Annotated in this window: 11 protein-coding genes; 2 read left to right on the forward strand and 9 right to left on the reverse strand. The window is 69.1% G+C overall.

Going from position 1 to position 17,091, the window contains the following annotated elements:
- Nucleotides 1-51: 51 nt before the first annotated feature.
- From ACQUSX_RS06025 to ACQUSX_RS06035, 3 genes are all read right to left on the reverse strand, one after another.
- Complete coding sequence (locus ACQUSX_RS06025; RefSeq protein WP_428906053.1) at nt 52-4,755, reverse strand: ExeM/NucH family extracellular endonuclease; 4,704 nt, start codon at nt 4,753-4,755, stop codon at nt 52-54.
- Nucleotides 4,756-4,929: 174 nt separating this feature from the next.
- A complete protein-coding gene (locus ACQUSX_RS06030; RefSeq protein WP_428906054.1) occupies nt 4,930-5,742 on the reverse strand; it encodes an SURF1 family protein in 813 nt (270 codons plus the stop codon).
- Nucleotides 5,739-6,857, reverse strand: coding sequence for a GuaB3 family IMP dehydrogenase-related protein (locus ACQUSX_RS06035; protein WP_428907599.1), 1,119 nt, complete (start codon nt 6,855-6,857; stop codon nt 5,739-5,741). The genes ACQUSX_RS06030 and ACQUSX_RS06035 overlap by 4 nt, the downstream gene beginning before the upstream one ends.
- A 256-nt stretch (nt 6,858-7,113) precedes the next feature.
- Here ACQUSX_RS06035 and ACQUSX_RS06040 point away from each other — a divergent pair, with 256 nt between their 5' ends.
- Complete coding sequence (locus ACQUSX_RS06040) at nt 7,114-7,959, forward strand: DUF559 domain-containing protein (protein ID WP_428906055.1); 846 nt, start codon at nt 7,114-7,116, stop codon at nt 7,957-7,959.
- 215 nt (nt 7,960-8,174) lie between these two features.
- Here ACQUSX_RS06040 and ACQUSX_RS06045 read toward each other — a convergent pair whose 3' ends face one another.
- The 6 genes from ACQUSX_RS06045 to guaB form a co-directional block, all read right to left on the reverse strand.
- Nucleotides 8,175-9,860, reverse strand: a complete 1,686-nt coding sequence (locus ACQUSX_RS06045; RefSeq protein WP_428907600.1) for an ABC-F family ATP-binding cassette domain-containing protein — start codon at nt 9,858-9,860, stop codon at nt 8,175-8,177.
- Nucleotides 9,861-10,068: 208 nt separating this feature from the next.
- On the reverse strand, nt 10,069-11,544 hold the full coding sequence (locus tag ACQUSX_RS06050; protein ID WP_428906056.1) for a pyridoxal phosphate-dependent decarboxylase family protein: 1,476 nt from the start codon (nt 11,542-11,544) through the stop codon (nt 10,069-10,071).
- Nucleotides 11,541-12,923 carry an MFS transporter gene (locus ACQUSX_RS06055; RefSeq protein WP_428906057.1) on the reverse strand — a complete coding sequence of 461 codons (1,383 nt, stop codon included), beginning with the start codon at nt 12,921-12,923 and terminating at the stop codon, nt 11,541-11,543. Before ACQUSX_RS06055 ends, ACQUSX_RS06050 begins: the two co-directional genes overlap by 4 nt.
- A gap of 65 nt (nt 12,924-12,988) precedes the next feature.
- Nucleotides 12,989-13,540 carry an OsmC family protein gene (locus ACQUSX_RS06060; RefSeq protein ID WP_428906058.1) on the reverse strand — a complete coding sequence of 184 codons (552 nt, stop codon included), beginning with the start codon at nt 13,538-13,540 and terminating at the stop codon, nt 12,989-12,991.
- Nucleotides 13,541-13,621: 81 nt separating this feature from the next.
- Nucleotides 13,622-13,897 carry a DUF2277 domain-containing protein gene (locus ACQUSX_RS06065; protein ID WP_428906059.1) on the reverse strand — a complete coding sequence of 92 codons (276 nt, stop codon included), beginning with the start codon at nt 13,895-13,897 and terminating at the stop codon, nt 13,622-13,624.
- Nucleotides 13,898-13,982: 85 nt separating this feature from the next.
- Nucleotides 13,983-15,485: an IMP dehydrogenase gene (gene guaB / locus ACQUSX_RS06070; RefSeq protein ID WP_428906060.1), complete on the reverse strand. Its 1,503-nt coding sequence runs from the start codon at nt 15,483-15,485 to the stop codon at nt 13,983-13,985.
- Nucleotides 15,486-15,783: 298 nt separating this feature from the next.
- Between guaB and ACQUSX_RS06075 the strand changes: the two genes are divergently transcribed.
- Nucleotides 15,784-17,091 carry an ABC transporter permease subunit gene (locus tag ACQUSX_RS06075; RefSeq protein WP_428907601.1) on the forward strand — a complete coding sequence of 436 codons (1,308 nt, stop codon included), beginning with the start codon at nt 15,784-15,786 and terminating at the stop codon, nt 17,089-17,091.

Raw genomic sequence — 17,091 nt, forward strand, 5'->3', positions numbered from 1 at the left:
AGAGCAGAGGCCGCCGGGATCGCTCCCGACGGCCTCTGCATCAGCGCGGGCTCACCACCAGCCGGTGAACAGGTTCCACAGCCAGTCGATCACCTGCTCGATGATCTGCTTGATTCCGCCGTGGCCGATGCCGCCGGCGCGGTTGACGTGGACGGTGGCGGTCGCCTCATCGCCGTCGGCCTGGGTGACGGCCACAGTGTACTTGCCGGGTTGCGTGCTCTTCGGCACGATCACCTGGGTGGCGAAGCTGCCGTCGCCTCCTACCTGCACGGTGCCGACCTGGATCGGCTCGCCCTTCTTCGGACGGAGCTCGACGGTGACGGTCTCACCCGGCTGGTAGCCCTGGCCGGTCACCGCGAGCTTGCCGCCCGCGGCCACCTTCGAGGAGCCGAGCTGGATCGTTCCCTCGAACGGTCCCGGCTCACCGCCGCCGTCGGCGAACACCAGGGGCAGCGCGACTGCACCTCCGACATCGGGTGTCGCCGTGAGCGTCTGACCCGCAGCGCCCTCCGGCACCGTGAACGTGAACGAGGCGCGCCCTGTCTCGTCGGTGGTGTCGACGATGGAGGCATCCACCGGGGCAGTGCCCAGTGCCGTGTCGCCCAGCGTGAACGCCACCTCGGTGGGCTGCTGCTCCCCGTTGCTGAATGCCAGGGACGAGATCTCCACCGTGACGGACTCACCGGCCTGGACGCCGTCGGCAGGCTGCGTCGGCGTGACCGTCGCACCGACCGCTCGCTGAGTCAGGTCCGGAGTCGCCAGCCCGTTCTCCGAGAACCAGTCGACCATGGACTGCAGGTCGATCTTGCCGGTGTCCTTCTTGTCGGTCCCCTCGCTGAAGGTCGTGAAGTTGTCACCCCCGCCGGCGAGGAACGAGTTCGCCGCGACCGAGTACGAGGCCGCCGGATCGACGGGCTCGCCGTTCAGGGTGATCGAGGTGATGCGCTCGCCCTGTGCGGCTGCCGGGTCGTAGGTGTACGACAGACCCTCGGACACGCCCAGCTTCAGGAACGGGCGACTCGCGCCGGCCGGCTGCCACTGCTCTTCCAGCACGCCCTTCAGCTGCGCGCCCGTGAGCTGCAGCGTGACCAGCGTATTGGCGAACGGCTGCACCGTGGCCGCCTCGCGGTAGGTCACGTTGCCGTCCGGGTCGCTCTCGGCGCCGGAAGATGCGTAGGTGAGGTCGGCCCGGAGCCCGCCGGGGTTCATCAGGGCGAGGTCCGCCCCGGTGGCCCACTGCTGCACGTCGGCGACGAAGTTTCCGACGGTGGACTCGCCGCCGCGGTTCTCTGTCGTGCCGTCGCTCTGCAGAGCGCGGTTGAAGTCACCGGCGATGTCGCCCACCTTGACGGCGCCGAGCACATCGGCCTCCTTCTTGGCGGCGTCGACGATGGCCTGCACCTCGGCGTCTGCCGGGTAGTTGCCGACCCAGAACTTCTTGCCGTCGGGACCGGTCTCCTCGTGAGCGAGCGGACGGATCTCGTTCTCGATCGAGAGGAGTTCCTTCGATTCGCGGTCCACCTGCAGGTTCATGACTCCGAGGTTCTTGCCGTACTCGCCCGCCGAGACGACCGGACGGCCGTCGATGACGTGGTTGTACGCCAGGTGCGTGTGCGCCGAGACGATGGCATCCACATCCCCGTCGACTCCGTAGACGATCTCGCCGAGCGGGGTCTCCGGTGTGATGCTGTCGACGCTGACGGTCGTCGCGCCCTCGTGCACCAGCAGGATGACGACGTCCGCCTCCCCGTTGGACGGGTTCCCGTCGCGCAGGTCGTCGGCGACGTCGTTGACCGAGGTGACGATGTCGCGCACCTCGAGGTCGGCGATGCCGGCCGGCGAGACGAGCGAGTCGAGGTCTTCGGTGACGGCGCCGACGAAGCCGACGCGCACGCCGTCCAGCTCCTTCACCCATGCGGGCGTCAGAGCGGGCTCTCCTGTCTCGGTCACGAACACGTTCGACGAGATGTACTCCCAGTCTGCGAGGCTCTGCACGCGATCGCGGAGATCGTCCCAGCCCTGATCGAACTCGTGGTTGCCCGCGGCACTCACTTCGAGGCCGGCGGCGTTGAGCGCGTCGATGGTCGGCACGTCGTCGTTGATGAACGACGTGAACGTCGACGCTCCGATCAGGTCACCGGCTGCGGCGAAGATCGTGTTCGGGTTCTCGTCGCGCACCGCCTGAACCGCCCCGGCCAGGACCGCAGCACCGGCGCTGGCGCCATCGGCTTCGATCCGACCGTGGAAGTCGTTGATCGTCGCGATGTCGATGCTCACCGGCGGGATCTCGCTTGAGACGCCGACGAGGATCGGGTCGTGGTCGCTGGAGCGGAAGGGCGTGCCGGTCTCGGCCGCGCCGAAGGCGTAGCCGCGGTCGCTCCACTCGGGAGAGTTGATCGACCAGACGGCGGCACCCGTGATCGATGCCGCCAGCGACGGCGACGCGATCACGTGGTCGAGGGAGCCGAGCTCACCGTCGAACGTGTACGTGTACTGTCCCGCAGCCTTGTCGGCGACCAGGTCGCTCCAGCCCTGCGAGGTGAACACATTCATCGGGTCCTCTTCGCTGTACGCGTTGAAGTCGCCGATCAGCAGCATGTCCTCACTGCCGGTGCTGTCCGTCAGATCGCCGGTGAACGCCAGCAGCGACTCGGCCTGCTCGACGCGCTCGGCGTTGAACTGCCCCTGACCGTCGGCAGGCTCCGCACCGTCGCCGCCTTTCGACTTGAAGTGGTTCGCCACGACCGTGACAGTGCGCCCTTCGATGTCGAATGCCTGTGCGATCGGCTCGCGAGCGATGTCCCAGACGCTCTCGTCGATGATCGTGGCGCTGTCGCCGACGGTGGAGACGTCATCCTTCTTGTAGATGATCGCGTTGGTGATGAAGTCGGTCGTCGCCGGATCGTTCAGCGCGGCCGGCGTCGGCACGTAGTCCCACACCTCGCTGCCCGCGTCGTCGTTGAGCCCGTCGACGAGGTCGGCGAGCGCGGTGTCGGCCGGCTTTCCGAACTTGATCGAGTTCTCGATCTCCATGAGCGCGACGATCTCGGCATCCATTCCGTTGATCGCGGAGACGATCTTGGACTTCTGGATCTCGAATTGCGCTGCGTCGCGCGCACCGCGCGCGTCAGCGTCGTCATCGCGCAGCGTCGTGAAGTAGTTGTAGACGTTGAACGACGCGACCTGCACGTCACCGCCTACGGTGGGCGCGTCTGCGGGGCGCGGGTTCTCCGAGGTGAACGAGACCTTCGCCTCGGCCGGCGACTCGCTGCTCAGCGGAATCGTCGGCTGCAGACGCCAGTCGTCGAAGCCGTACTGCAGCACGAAGCCCTTGTCGCCGAAGTCGACGAGATCGCCGCCGCGGACCACGACATCCTCGGTGAAGTACGGCTGGTCGCCCGGGTGTGCGCTGTTGCCGACCTGGATGCTGTAGCCGTCGTCGAGCAGGATGCGATCGGCGCGGTTGGCCGCGGCGATCGCATCGGCCGCGGCGCCTGGACGCTCGAGCTCGGTGCTCTTCACGTTCAGCTCGCCCGGGTTCAGCCAGAGCGTTCCGAAGTTGTAGAGCTGGTGGCTGGACGCGACGGCGTAGTCGCCCGTCGGCGCGACGAGCATGCTCTCGTACGCCTCGCGGTCGCCGCCCACCACAGTGGTCGCGAGCGCGGTCGGCGCGGGCACGCCGGCGTCCGCCGTGACCAGGGCGACCCCGGATGCCGATGCGGGGCTGATCTGCGTCTGGCCGAAGTACTCATCGACCACACCGGTGACGGAGACGAGATCGCCGATCTCGCCGGGGACGCTCTTGCCGCCGAGGTAGACGAAGATGCCGTCCGACGCGCCGGGGGTGGCATCGCTCGCGCCGCCGGATCCGGCGGTCTGGATCACGATGCCGTCGTACCCTCCGACGCGGTAGTCGGCCGTGATGACGCCCTCGACCGTGACGTTCGCACCCTTGAGCGGAGAGACGTCCGCGGTGCCCTGCACCTCGGCGATGGTCTTCTCGACGGCGGGATCGGGGTCGGGGTCAGGGTCCGGGTCAGTGGCGCTGGTCTCACCGTCGGCGTTCGTCGGCGAGATCGTCGCCGACAGTGCGAAGTCGTCGGCGTTGACGTCCGAGTCTGCGCCATCGGTGCGGTTCAGCGACTTGACGTCGGTATTGCCGGCGGGCGCGGTCGCCGCGGTGTCCTCGTAGGTGTTCGAGGTGCCGTAGCCGAGCAGGTCGATGAGATTCGCGTTCACCGCAGCGTCGCCGACGAGCGAGCCGGTCGGCAGGGCGACCGCCGCTGTGCCGTTCACCAGGGCGATCGTGCCGGCGGAGCCGCTGAAATTCAGGTTGCCGCTGCTGGCATCCGAAGACGGAAGCTCGGCACCGTTCGACCCGTTCGATCCACCCTGCACCAGGAAGTGGCCACCGGCGGGAATCGTGCCGGTGAGGGCGACGACGCCGCTCGAGTTTCCGGTGCCGGTCGCGGATCGGTACTGCAGCGACATGCCGTCGAGGACGACGTCCTGATCGGTCGGGTTGTACAGCTCGACGAACTTGTTCTTGAACGCGGCGCCGGAGCTGCCGCCGGAGAGGTACGCCTCATTGATGACGACCCCCGTCCCGGAGGTGTTCGCGAAGGCGGGGGCGGCGATCAGCGTTCCGAACGCCATCGCGCATGCGGTGGTCAGCGCGAGAGCGCCGGTGCGCCCCCCGCTGCGGTGAACTGGGACGGGAGCCCTGCGGCTCTCGTCTCGGGGGGCGGAAAACATCGTTGCGGTCTCCTCGGTCAAGGTCCGGTCGCGGATCTTGTGGGTCCGCGACCAGCGCGACGCACGCGCATGAAAGTGACCATAGAGCGCTCCGCCGACATCGGGCAAGAGTGTTCTGAGATCGGTCACGGAACCGTCACCCCGGGTGAACAGCGTCCGAACGAGTGATTCTCGTCAGGCTGTTCCGGCCCCGGCTGCGTCCTCGAACTCCTCGACCTCGCGCTCCCACGCGTCGCGTGCGAGCCGGTACCAGAGGTAGAAGGCGAAGCCCGCGAAGATGGCCCATTCCGCAGCGTAGAAGATGTTCAGCCAGTTGATCGGCGACTTGGTCTCGGGCGCCGGGGAGCTGATGTCGACCAGCCCGTCGGGAGCGGAGACGGATGCCAGATACGGGCGATACACGTTCAGCTGCTCGATGTCGTGCCAGCGGCTGAGCAGTGCCGCGGTCGACATGCGATCCAGGCGCATGGGATCGGTGCGGGGCGGGACTTCGACGCCCTCGTCGTCGATGATCCGGCCGGTGATCTCCGCCTCGACAGCGCCCTGCTCGGTCAGTGCCTCGATCGCGGCATCCGCCTGCTCGCGCGTCGCGGCCCAGCCGAGCGCCACGGCGATCGACGTGCGCTCGGCGACTCGCAGCTGACCGGTGACCCAGTAGCCCTCGGCGCCGTCGTTGACACGCGAGGAGACCACGATGAAGTCCTCTGGGATCCAGGTGCCGCGGGTCTCCACGCGCTGACCGCCCGAGGTCTCAGCAAGGTACTGCCCGGGTCGGACGACGTCCGACAGCGGGCGCACCTGCTCGGTCGCGCCGGGCGGCGGCGGGTCGGTGTCGATGGCGCTGGCGAGCTGCCACTGACCCAGCCAGGCGAACACGCCGGCGACGACGAGGCACAGCGCGAGCATCCCGATCCAGCGTCTGCGTAGCATGACCTCGCGCAGCGTCGGCGGGAACTGCTGCGGGGCGAGCGGTTCGGAGGTCGTCATCCCAGCTCGTAGGGCGCGAGCACGACCTCGACGCGCTGGAACTCCTTCAGGTCGGAGTACCCCGTGGTGGCCATCGACTTGCGCAGCGCTCCGATGAGGTTGGCCGTGCCGTCCGCGACGGGCGCGGGTCCGTACAGGATCTCCTCGAGGTTGGCGACGCGATCCACGGCGACCCGACGGCCGCGCGGAAGCTGGGGGTGGTGGGCCTCGGCGCCCCAGTGGAAGCCCTGGCCGGGGGCATCCGTCGCACGCGCCAGCGTGACACCGAGCATCACGGCATCCGCACCCATCGCGAGTGCCTTGACCATGTCGCCCGAGGTACCGACGCCGCCGTCGGCGATGACGTGCACGTAGCGTCCGCCGGACTCGTCGAGGTAGTCGCGACGCGCGGCTGCGACGTCGGAGACGGCGGTGGCCATCGGCGCGTGGATGCCCAGGGTGACGCGGGTGGTGGATGCCGCTCCCCCGCCGAAGCCGACGAGCACGCCGGCCGCTCCGGTGCGCATCAGGTGGAGGGCTGCGGTGTAGGTGGAGGCGCCGCCGACGATCACCGGCACATCGAGGTCGTAGATGAACTTCTTCAGGTTGAGCGGCTCGATGTCGCTGGAGACGTGCTCGGCCGAGACTGTGGTGCCGCGGATCACGAACAGATCGACGCCCGCGTCGATGACGGTCTCGTAGAGGTCCTGTGTGCGCTGCGGGGTCAGGGAGCCCGCGACTGTGACGCCCGCCTCGCGGATCTCGGCGAGGCGCTGCTTGATGAGCTCCGCCTTGATCGGCTCGCTGTACAGCTGCTGCATCCGCACCGTCGCCCGCTCGGCCGGCAGGGATGCGATCTCGTCGAGCATCGGCTGCGGGTCCTCGTAGCGGGTCCACAGACCCTCGAGGTCGAGCACGCCGAGGCCGCCGAGCTGGCCGAGCATGATGGCGGTCTGCGGGCTGACCACCGAGTCCATCGGCGCGCCGATCACCGGGATGTCGAACGAGAATGCATCGATCGTCCACGCGGTGGACACATCCGACGGGTTGCGCGTGCGCCGCGACGGCACGACCGCGATGTCATCGAAGGTGTATGCGCGACGCGCGCGCTTGCCTCGGCCGATCTCGATCTCCATGCTCACCCCTCCACCCTACCCGGCGGGGTTATGGGGGCCGTGTGCCGTCCGTCATCGCGCGCCCGGTCTGGCGCCGCCTCCCAGAACAGGCTCGTTGACGAGAACCGGCTGGATTCCGGGCATCCGACCTGCCGTCGGCAACGAGCCTGTTCTCGGCGACGCCGCTCTTCCTGCACAACCGTCGTCTCGGCGCCGGTTGTCCCCAGCCGCCGCGAAGCGGCACCCGGCGGATGCCCCGAGCGGGCATCTTCATGACATGAGAGCTCCGATCACGACATGGATGCAGCAGTGCAACGGAATCGCGCACACTCGGGAACTGCGTGCCGCCGGCTACACACAGCATGAGATGCGCCGTGCTGTCGACGCGGGGCAGGTCGAGCGGGTTCGGCGGTCCTGGCTGGTCACCCCCTGGTGCTCGCCCGAACGCCGTGCCGCCGCCGAGGTGAGCGGACGCGTGACCTGCGTGACCGCCGCGAAGCAGCTGGGGCTGTGGACGAACGACGATCTCCGCATGCACCTGGCCGTGCCCTCGACGTCCGCTCGGGTCACAGCGCCCGGCCGCGTGCTGCATTGGGCGCCCGGTCCTGCGCCCGTCGCCCGGTACACCGTCGAGGATCCGATCCTCAACGTGCTGTACCAGGTCGGACGCTGCCTCGAACCCGCCGGCGCGACCGCCGTCTGGGAGTCCGCACTGCGCAAAGGCCTCGTGACTCTGCCGCAGCTGCGCCGAACGGCGTGGCACAGCACCGCCGTGCAGCATGTGCTCAGGTCGGTCGGCGCGCTGTCGGATTCGGGAGTGGAGACGCGCTTCCTCGCCATCGTCCGCAGCTGCGGTGTCGATGTGCGGCAGCAAGTGGTCATCGACGGGCATCCGGTCGATGCCCTCATCGGCGAGAGCCTGGTCGTGCAGCTGGACGGGTTCGAATTCCACCGCGAGGCGAAGGATCGGCGGCGCGACCTGCGCCAGGACACACGGCTGGCGCTGCTCGGATACACCGTGCTGCGCTTCGATTATCAGCAGGTCATGCACGACCACCTGTATGTGCAGCAGACCATCGTCAACGCGATCTCGCAGGGGTTGCACGTCGCCCGCACGCGGTGAGGCGGCGTGGGCGGGGGAACCGGGCATCCGACGGTGGCATCCTTCTTCGGCATCCGACGGCGGCATCCTTCTTCGGCATCCGACGGCGGCATCCTTCTTCGGCATCCGACGTGACCGAGAACAGGCGGGTTGTCGAGAACAGGTCGGATGCTGAGAAAGCAGCCTGCCCTCGACAACGAGCCTGTCCCAGGGCGAGCAGAACCGTCCGGCGCCGCCTACCGCGCCCGCACCACCCGCTTCTCGTCCCACACCGGCGCATCCGACTCGTACACCTCGCCGTCCGCGCCGAAGACCAGGAAGCGATCGAACGAGCGGGCGAACCATCGGTCGTGGGTGACGGCGAGCACGGTTCCCTCGAAGCGGGCGATGGCCTGCTCGAGCGCCTCGGCCGACTCCAGGTCGAGGTTGTCGGTGGGCTCGTCGAGCAGCAGCAGCGTCGCTCCGCTGAGCTCGAGCAGCAGCACCTGGAACCGGGCCTGCTGACCGCCCGAGAGCTGGTCGAACGCCTGCTGCGCCTGCCGCACCAGCCCGTAGCGGTCCAGCGCCGAGCTCGCGGCGTCCCTCGGCATCCCGGGACGACGATCGTCGCCGCGGTGCAGGATCTCGAGCAGCGTGCGCCCGACGAACTCGGGGTGCGCGTGGGTCTGCGCGAACAGGCCGGGCACGACGCGCGCGCCGAGCGCGGCTGTGCCGGTGTGCGGCACCACGGCCAGCGCTTCGGATGCCGTCGTGAGGTGCCCCATCGTCGGATCGGGGTCGCTGCCCCCGCGCGCCAGTAGCCGCAGGAAGTGCGACTTTCCCGAGCCGTTCGAGCCGAGCACGGCCACGCGATCGCCGAACCAGATCTCCGCGTCGAACGGCTTCATCAGCCCCGTCAGCTCGAGCTTCGAGCACACGACGGCGCGCTTGCCGGTGCGGGCGCCGCGCAGCCGCATGTCGAAGTCCTGTGCCGGCGGGCGCTCCTGCGGCGGGCCCGCCTCCTCGAACTTCCGCAGCCGCGTCTGCGCGGCCTGATAGCGAGAGGCGAAGCCGTCGTTGGCCGAGGCCTTGACCTTGAGGTTCGCCACCAGCGTCTTCAGCTTCTCGTGCTGCTCATCCCAGCGGCGGCGCAGCTCGTCGAGCCGGTCCATCCGGTCGATGCGCGCCTGGTGATAGGTGCCGAAGCCGCCGCCGTGCACCCAGGCGCTCGCACCTGCTCCGCCCGGCTCCAGCGTGATGATGCGGTCGGCGGCGCGCGCCAGCAGCTCGCGATCGTGCGAGACGAGCAGGACGGTCTTGGCGCTCTCGCGCAGGCGCTGCTCGAGCCATCGCTTGCCCGGCACGTCGAGGTAGTTGTCCGGCTCGTCGAGCAGCAGCACATCGTCGGGTCCGCGCAGCAGCGCCTCCAGCGCCAGCCGCTTCTGCTCACCGCCGGAGAGCGTATCGAGACCGCGGAACCGAGCCCGCTCGAACGGCACGCCGAGAGCCGCGACGGTGCACTGATCCCACACCGTCTCGTGTTCGTACCCGCCGGCGTCGGCATAGTCGGCGAGAGCGGTGGCGTACTGCATCTGGGTGCGTTCAGTCTCGTCCTCGATCAGCGTGTTCTCCGCCTTCTCGAGCGCGACGGCCGCGACCCGGATGCGGGCGGGCGCCACCTGGATGAGCAGATCATGCACGGTTCCGGCGTCGCCGTGACCGACGAACTGATCCATGACGCCGAGCGCTCCGTCGATCGTCACCACACCGGCATCCGGAGCGAGCTCACCGCGGATGATCCGCAGCATCGTCGTCTTCCCGGCCCCGTTGGGACCGATCAGTGCGCTGGTCTTCCCCGCGCCGACGCGGAACGTCGCCTCGTCGAGCAGGGGCCGGCCGTCCGGGAGGGTCAGCGAGATCGCGCTGACATCGATGTAGCCCACGGTGGTGTCCTTCCGCCCACCATGCGGCGAGCCGATCAGAATATCAGCATCCGGCATCCGATCCGGCGCGCGCCGACGCTCGGCCGCGGCCGGAACCGGCTCGTTCGCGAGAACAGGCCGGATGCCCGAGAACGAGCCTGCGTTCGACAACGAACCTGCGCTCGTGCAACGTACCGGCGCGCCTGGCGAGCGCGCCAGTGCCGCGGGCTCAGCGCGGGTCGGACAGCCTCGCCAGCAGCTCCGACAGCAGCGCCTCGGCGACGGGGGCGGGCAGCCGCTCGATCAGCGCCATCAGCGTCGCGAGCGGCGCATCGGCCGAGACCTTGGCGGCGCCGGCAAGGCGCAGCAGCACCCAAGCGGCTTGCGGGCCCGGCACGCGTCCGCCCTCGCCATACCCCAGTGCGCGCATGGCCGCGGCGAGCGCGCGGGCATCCGCCGGCGGAGTTCCGCGCACCTCATCGGATGCTGTCGCGAGCGCGCCGGTGAACTCGTCGATCCCCCGCTCGAGCGCGGGCGTGAGCGTCAGGTGCGCGCTGTGCGGGATCCGCACCCCGTCCGACTGCGTGAAGCCGGGCTGGTGCTGAATCTTCCAGCCACGCCCGACGAGGGCATCCGCCAGCCGATGCGGATCGACCCGCTCGGCCTCGGGCGCCGACTCGTCGGCTACCACGGCGATCGCGGGCCCCACCGGGTCGCCCAGGACGACGAGCCCTCGGATGCCATCGACGCTGCGGCGCACCGCCGTCGCCGTCCGACGGATCGCGGCGGTGAGCTCGGCGTAGCCGGAATCTCCCAGGTGCTGGCTGATCGCCCAGCCGGCCGCGAGGGGGGATGCCGAGCGCGAGCCGAGCAGTGTCGGGTTCACCACGGGGTAGCCGGCCCATCGCGTGGTCGCGAAGAACTGGGCGCGGCGACCGAGGCGGCCCTGCCGTCCGCGACCGCCGTGCAGCAGCACCGAGACCCCCTTCGGCGCATAGCCGAACTTGTGCAGATCCGCGGAGATGCTGGTGACGCCGCGCACCCGGAAATCCCAATCAGGCAGCTTCGGCCACCACGGCAGCACGAATCCGCCGAAGCACGCGTCGACATGGCACGGGATGCCACGATCGGCCGCCGCGGGCGCCACGGCCCCGACCGGGTCGAGCAGGCCGGTCGGGTATGCCGGCGCCGAGACGACGACCAGCGCGACATCGGGGCCGAACCTCGCGATCATGTCGGCCGGATCGACGGAGCCGTCCGGCGCGCATGGCACCGGGTCGTAGTCGAGGTCGAAGAGCAGGGCGGCCTTCTGGAACGCCGCGTGCGCCGTGGCCGGCGCGACCAGTCGTGGGCGCCCCACGGCGTCCGGGTGCTTGGCCCGCCACAGCTCGCGCGCGGTCTTGACCGCGAGCAGGCAGCTCTCCGTGCCACCGCTCGTCACAGATCCGACCACCGAGCGTCCGCCGCGCAGCATCCGTCTGGCGAACCCGATGACGTCGCGCTCCATCGCGGCGATCGAGGGGAAGACCGTCGGGTCGAGCCCGTTCAGCGGACGCGCCAGGCGCGCCGCGGCATCCGCCAGCTCGTCGAGCTCAGCGAGACCGGAGTCGTACACGTACGACAGCACCCGGCCGCCGTGCGTCGGGGCATCATCCGCCCGAAGGCGGCGCAGCCGGTCGAGGACGTCGTTCCCGCGGCTGCTCATGCGGATGTCCCGACGATGTCCTGTTCGCGAAGACGGTAGCGGGCGAGGGTGACCAGGCTGAGCAGCATCAGCACCGCGGGGATCAGACTGAATGCGACGGCGATGCCGGTCACCGCGGCATCCGGCTGCGCCACTTCGACGTTGGCAGTGGTCTCGATGTAGCCGGTGAGCGCGAGCACGATCGATAGCACCGTCGCGCCGAGCGCCATGCCGGTGGTCTCCCCCGCCGTCCACACGCCGCTGAACACTCCGGAGCGGTTGTCAGCGCCCGCGCTCTCCGCCTCGCGAGCTGTGCGGTCGTGGGCGATGACATCGGGAAGCATCGCCATGGGCAGGGTCTGCATGCCCGCGTATGCGGCGCCGGCGAGAGCCACCGGCACGAGGATCCACCAGCCCGGCATCCACACCATCGCGGTCAGCACGAGCGTCGCGACCATGAAGAGCGTGCTGGCCATGCGGAAGCCGCGCTCCTTGCCGACGCGGTCGGCGATGGCCTTCCAGACCGGTGCCATCAGCAGCGCAGGGGCGATCAGCGCGACGAACAACTGCGTCACCGCGCTCTCGTCGTGCAGCACCCAGCGGGCGACGAACTGCGCCGCGGCGAGCATCAGACCGGTCGCCAGCCCCTGCAGCATGAAGGTGCCCAGCAGCGCGCGGAACGGCTGGCATTCGCGCAGCACGGTGATGCCGTCGCGGTAATGCGCGCCGATCGAGGTGCCGGGGCGCACCGGCAGCAGCGGGCGCTGCGGCGCGACCGTCGAGGCGATGAACAGTCCGACGCCGAGCAGCACCGCGGCGACCGCCGCCATGACGAGGTAGCCGAGCAGCGGGTCGCCGGGGAACAGCGCGCGGATCTCGGGTCCGCCGGCGCCGAACAGCAGGATCGCGATGGTGAGCATCACGACGCGCCAGGTCAGCAGACGGGTGCGCTCGCGGTAGTCGTTTGTCAGCTCGGCGGGAAGCGCGATGTACGGAACCTGGAACAGGCTGAAGCAGGTCGCCGCGATCATGAACGCGAGCAGCACCCAGATCGCCGACGGCACGGCGCCGATGCCGGCGGGCACCGCGAAGGTCAGCACGAAGGCGATGGGCAGGCCGATCGCGCCGATCATCATGAACCCGCGCCGGGTGCCCGAGCGGGCGAGCGCGTTGTCGCTGAGGCCGCCGATCACGGGGTCGATCAGCACGTCCCAGATCTTGGCCGCCGTCACGATCGCGCCGGCTGCCAGCGCGGTGACTCCGAGCGAGTCGGTGAGGTAGTAGACGAGGACGAGGCCGGGCAGGGTGGCGAATCCGCCGGTGCCCAGAGACCCGATGGCGTACCGGGTCACTTGTCCGCGAGTCAGGCTCCCGCGAGTCAGGTTCGACGCTGAATCCATACGGCTCACTCTATCGGCGGGCCGGTACCCGTCGAATCGCGAGAGCAGGGGCCGAGGCGGATGCCTCAGGCGAGCGAGCCGGTGACCGGAACCGTGTTGGCGAACAGGTCGAGCACCGGGCAGCGCTCCTCGACGACGGCACGCAGCCGGTCGTACTCCTCGAGCGTGTTCGGGCCGGTGATGGCGACCTTCACCCGCACGTCGTGGAAGCCGGCGCGACCGGACTCGTCGATGCCGAAGAGCTTGCGCACATCGAGGTCGCCCTCGGCGGTCACCTCGATGTCGTCGATCGTCAGGCCGAGCGCCTGAGCGTACAGCCGGAAGACGACGACCTGACACGAGATGAGCGCCCCGAGGGCGTACTCGACCGGGCTCGCGGCCACGTCGTCGCCGGCGAGGGCCGACGGCTCATCGACCAGGAACCGGTGCTTGCCCGCGCGGACCTCGGTGCCCACCGAGCCGACGCCGCGACCGGTGACCTTGTAAGTGAGCTGAGCGTTCGCGACATCGCGTGCGATGCGCTCTCCCCAGACGTCTCCTGCGTCGGCCAGGCGCTGCGCGCGCTCGTCGGCGGTGACCTCGGGGATGGCGGTGAACTGATCGTTGAGAAGAGTCATGCGGCGACCGTATCCGGGCGCGCCCATGCCGAGCATCCGGCGTCGTCATGCCCTGAAACAGGCCGTCACAGGGCGACACAGTCAGGCCGCGTATCGCCCCGATGCGACGGCTCTGGCACGAGCCTTCGCCGCCTCCTCCTCACGATTCTTCGGTGGACGCGTCGCGACCAGGTCGTTCAGCAGATGCTGGGTCGCGTGCGCGATCTCCGCGACGGCGTGATCGAACGCCGCCTGGTTCGCCTTGGACGGCTTGGTCGTCCCCGCGATCTTGCGCACGTATTGCAGAGCGGCCGCCTGCACCTCGTCAGAGGTCGCTGCGGGCTCGAAATTGTGGAGGGTGTGGATGCTGCGGCACATACAGGCACGCTACGCCGGGCATCCGACGTGCGAAAGGGCTCGTGCCCGCGTCAAGCCCGCTGCGCGGCCGTGACCCGCTGCCGACTCATTTCTTGTAGTTCGGCGCCTCGACCACGATCTGCACGTCGTGCGGGTGCGACTCCTTCAGACCGGCCGAGGTGATGCGCACGAACTTGCCTCGTGCCTTCAGCTCGTCGATCGTGCGGGCGCCGACGTAGAACATCGACTGACGAAGACCCCCGATGAGCTGATAGGCGACCGCCGCGAGCGGGCCGCGATACGGCACCTGGCCCTCGATCCCTTCCGGGATGAGCTTGTCATCGCTGGGCACATCGGCCTGGAAGTAGCGGTCCTTCGAGTACGAGGTCTGCTTGCCGCGGGTCTGCATCGCACCGAGCGAGCCCATGCCGCGGTACTGCTTGAACTGCTTGCCCGACTGGAACACGATCTCGCCCGGGGACTCATCCGTGCCCGCCAGCAGCGAGCCGAGCATGACGGCGTCCGCGCCCGCCACGAGTGCCTTCGCGATGTCGCCCGAGTACTGCAGTCCGCCGTCCGCGATCACGGGCACGCCCGCGGGCGCGGCGGCCAGCGACGCCTCATACACGGCGGTGACCTGCGGGACGCCGACTCCGGCGACCACGCGCGTGGTGCAGATCGATCCGGGCCCGACACCGACCTTGACGGCGTCGACACCGGCATCCACCAGCGCCTGCGCACCCTCTCGGGTCGCGACGTTGCCGCCGATGACGTCGATGTGCGCGAAACTCGGGTCGGCCTTGAGCCGCTTGACGAGATCGATCACACCCTGCGACTGGCCGTTGGCGGTGTCGACGACGAGCACGTCGACACCCGCGTCGCGGAGCGCCTCGGCGCGCTCCCAGGCGTCGCCGAAGAAGCCGATCGCGGCCCCCACGCGCAGACGGCCCTGCTCGTCCTTGGTGGCGAGGGGGTACTTCTCGCTCTTGTCGAAGTCCTTGATGGTGATCAGGCCCGCGAGCTTGCCGTCGTCATCGATCAGCGGCAGCTTCTCGACGCGGTGCTTCGCGAACAGCGCGATGACGTCCTCAGCGGCGACGCCGACCTTCGCGGTGACGAGGTTCTCGCTCGTCATGACGTCCTTGACGTAGGTGGTCTTGCGGTCGCGACCGGAGATGAAGCGCATGTCGCGGTTGCTGATGATGCCCACCAGGTGCGCGTCGGCGTCGATCACCGGAAGACCCGAGATGCGGTAGCGGGCGCACAGGCTGTCGACCTCTTCGACCGTGGCATCCGGCGTGGTCGTGATCGGGTCGGTGATCATGCCGGACTCGCTGCGCTTGACGCGGTCGACGTCGGCTGCCTGATCGGCGATCGAGAGATTGCGGTGCAGGATGCCGATGCCGCCCTCGCGCGCCATGGCGATGGCCATCCGCGCCTCGGTGACGGTGTCCATCGCACTGGAGAGCAGCGGCGTCGCGACCGAGATCCGCCGCGTGATCCGCGAGGAGGTGTCGGCGTCGCTGGGGATCACGTCGGTATGCCCCGGCAGGAGCAGCACATCATCGTAGGTGAGTCCGACGAAACCGAACGGATCGTGCTGGGGCATGGAATTGGCTCCTCTGCGCCGTGACGGCGCCAATCGTGGCAGATGCGCGTAGGCGGAGCGGGACGGCCCGACTCCGTCGTATACCGATTCTAAGCGCGGCAGACCTGCAGATATTCCGAGTGCCGACGCTCCCGGCATTCCGATCCGGCCACGGATGATGCGATATGCGTCCGCCGCACGTTACGCTCAGTGCGACGTCCATGAACGAGCGGCTCACCCGAGGCCGTTCGCAGGCACTCGATGTGGAGGATGCGTGGGACTGAGATCAACGGCGCTTCGGCGCCCCCGAACCGGGCTGATGGCGCTGTTGACAGCGCTGCTGGCCGCTTTCCTGGTGCTCGGCGTACCCGCCGGGGCCGCACTGGCCGAGACGACAGACGACGGCCAGGAGGTGACGGACTTCTACTTCGCGGGCAACATCACCTTCGAGGGAACTCCGATCGAGGGTGTCGGCGTCTCCGTCGACGGGAACGGCTTCGACGCCGAGACCGAGACGGATGCCGAGGGCAAGTGGCGACTGTACGTTCCCGAGAAGGAGAAGTACACGCTCAGCGTCGACGAGGACACGCTGCCCGACGGTGTGATCGTCGACCCGGCACTGCTTCCCGAGGGCGTCACCCCGGTCGATGGAACCAGCGGCTCGTTCGAGGCCGAGTTCGGCCTCACCGGGACGAAGATCGTGAACCTCTTCCTCGGCGAGGGCGAGCGGGTCACCGTCTCGTTCCTCGACCAGCTGATCTCGCGCACTGTGGGCGGCATCAACTTCGGTCTGCTGCTGGGACTGGCATCCATGGGCGCCGCGCTCATCTACGGCACCACGCGACTTTCGAACTTCGCGCACGGTGAGATGGTCACCTGGGGCGGTGTGGCGGTCGTGCTGGTCACCTCGTTCTGGCAGCTGCCGCTGTGGGCGGGGCTGATCGCCGCTGTCATCGCCGGCGGCGCGCTCGGCTGGGCGATGGATGCCGGGCTCTGGCGTCCGCTGCGACGTCGCGGCCTCGGCATCGTGCAGCTGCTGATCGTCAGCATCGGCCTCTCGCTCGCATTGCGCTACGTGATGCAGTACATGGTCGGCGGCGGCACGCATCAGCTGCCCGGCGCGAGCCCCACGCCGATGCAGCTCGGCCCGATCACGCTGTCGTACATCGACCTGATCGGCATGGGCATCAGCCTCGCGGTGATCCTCGGCATGGCGGTGTTCCTCACCCGCACCCGCATCGGCAAGGCGACCAGGGCGATCTCCGACAACCCGCAGCTCGCGGCGGCATCCGGAATCGACGTCGACAAGGTCGTGCGCATCGTCTGGATCATCGCCGGCGTGCTCGCCGCGCTCTCCGGCATCCTGTGGGCCTACTTCCGCCCCGGTGTGAAGTGGGACATGGGAATGCAGATGCTGCTGCTGATCTTCACTGCCATCACGCTCGGCGGTCTGGGCTCGGCGATCGGCGCCCTGATCGGATCGCTCATCGTCGGCATCGCGGTCGAGGTGTCGACCCTGCTCGGCGTCCCCTCTGACCTGAAGTACGCCACGGCACTGGTCGCACTCATCGTGATCCTGCTGGTGAGGCCACAGGGTCTCTTCGGTCGCAGGGAAAGGCTGGGCTGA

Origin of the sequence: Microbacterium alcoholitolerans (assembly GCF_050408615.1) — a bacterium.
GTDB lineage: Bacteria > Actinomycetota > Actinomycetes > Actinomycetales > Microbacteriaceae > Microbacterium.

Bases quoted from the DNA above. Each gene is read 5' to 3' on its own strand.
- ACQUSX_RS06025 (WP_428906053.1), bottom strand. From the start codon at position 4,755: ATGTTTTCCGCCCCCCGAGACGAGAGCCGCAGGGCTCCCGTCCCAGTT.
- ACQUSX_RS06030 (WP_428906054.1), bottom strand. From the start codon at position 5,742: ATGACGACCTCCGAACCGCTCGCCCCGCAGCAGTTCCCGCCGACGCTG.
- ACQUSX_RS06035 (WP_428907599.1), bottom strand. From the start codon at position 6,857: ATGGAGATCGAGATCGGCCGAGGCAAGCGCGCGCGTCGCGCATACACC.
- ACQUSX_RS06040 (WP_428906055.1), top strand. From the start codon at position 7,114: ATGAGAGCTCCGATCACGACATGGATGCAGCAGTGCAACGGAATCGCG.
- ACQUSX_RS06050 (WP_428906056.1), bottom strand. From the start codon at position 11,544: ATGAGCAGCCGCGGGAACGACGTCCTCGACCGGCTGCGCCGCCTTCGG.
- ACQUSX_RS06055 (WP_428906057.1), bottom strand. From the start codon at position 12,923: ATGGATTCAGCGTCGAACCTGACTCGCGGGAGCCTGACTCGCGGACAA.
- ACQUSX_RS06060 (WP_428906058.1), bottom strand. From the start codon at position 13,540: ATGACTCTTCTCAACGATCAGTTCACCGCCATCCCCGAGGTCACCGCC.
- ACQUSX_RS06065 (WP_428906059.1), bottom strand. From the start codon at position 13,897: ATGTGCCGCAGCATCCACACCCTCCACAATTTCGAGCCCGCAGCGACC.
- guaB (WP_428906060.1), bottom strand. From the start codon at position 15,485: ATGCCCCAGCACGATCCGTTCGGTTTCGTCGGACTCACCTACGATGAT.
- ACQUSX_RS06075 (WP_428907601.1), top strand. From the start codon at position 15,784: ATGGCGCTGTTGACAGCGCTGCTGGCCGCTTTCCTGGTGCTCGGCGTA.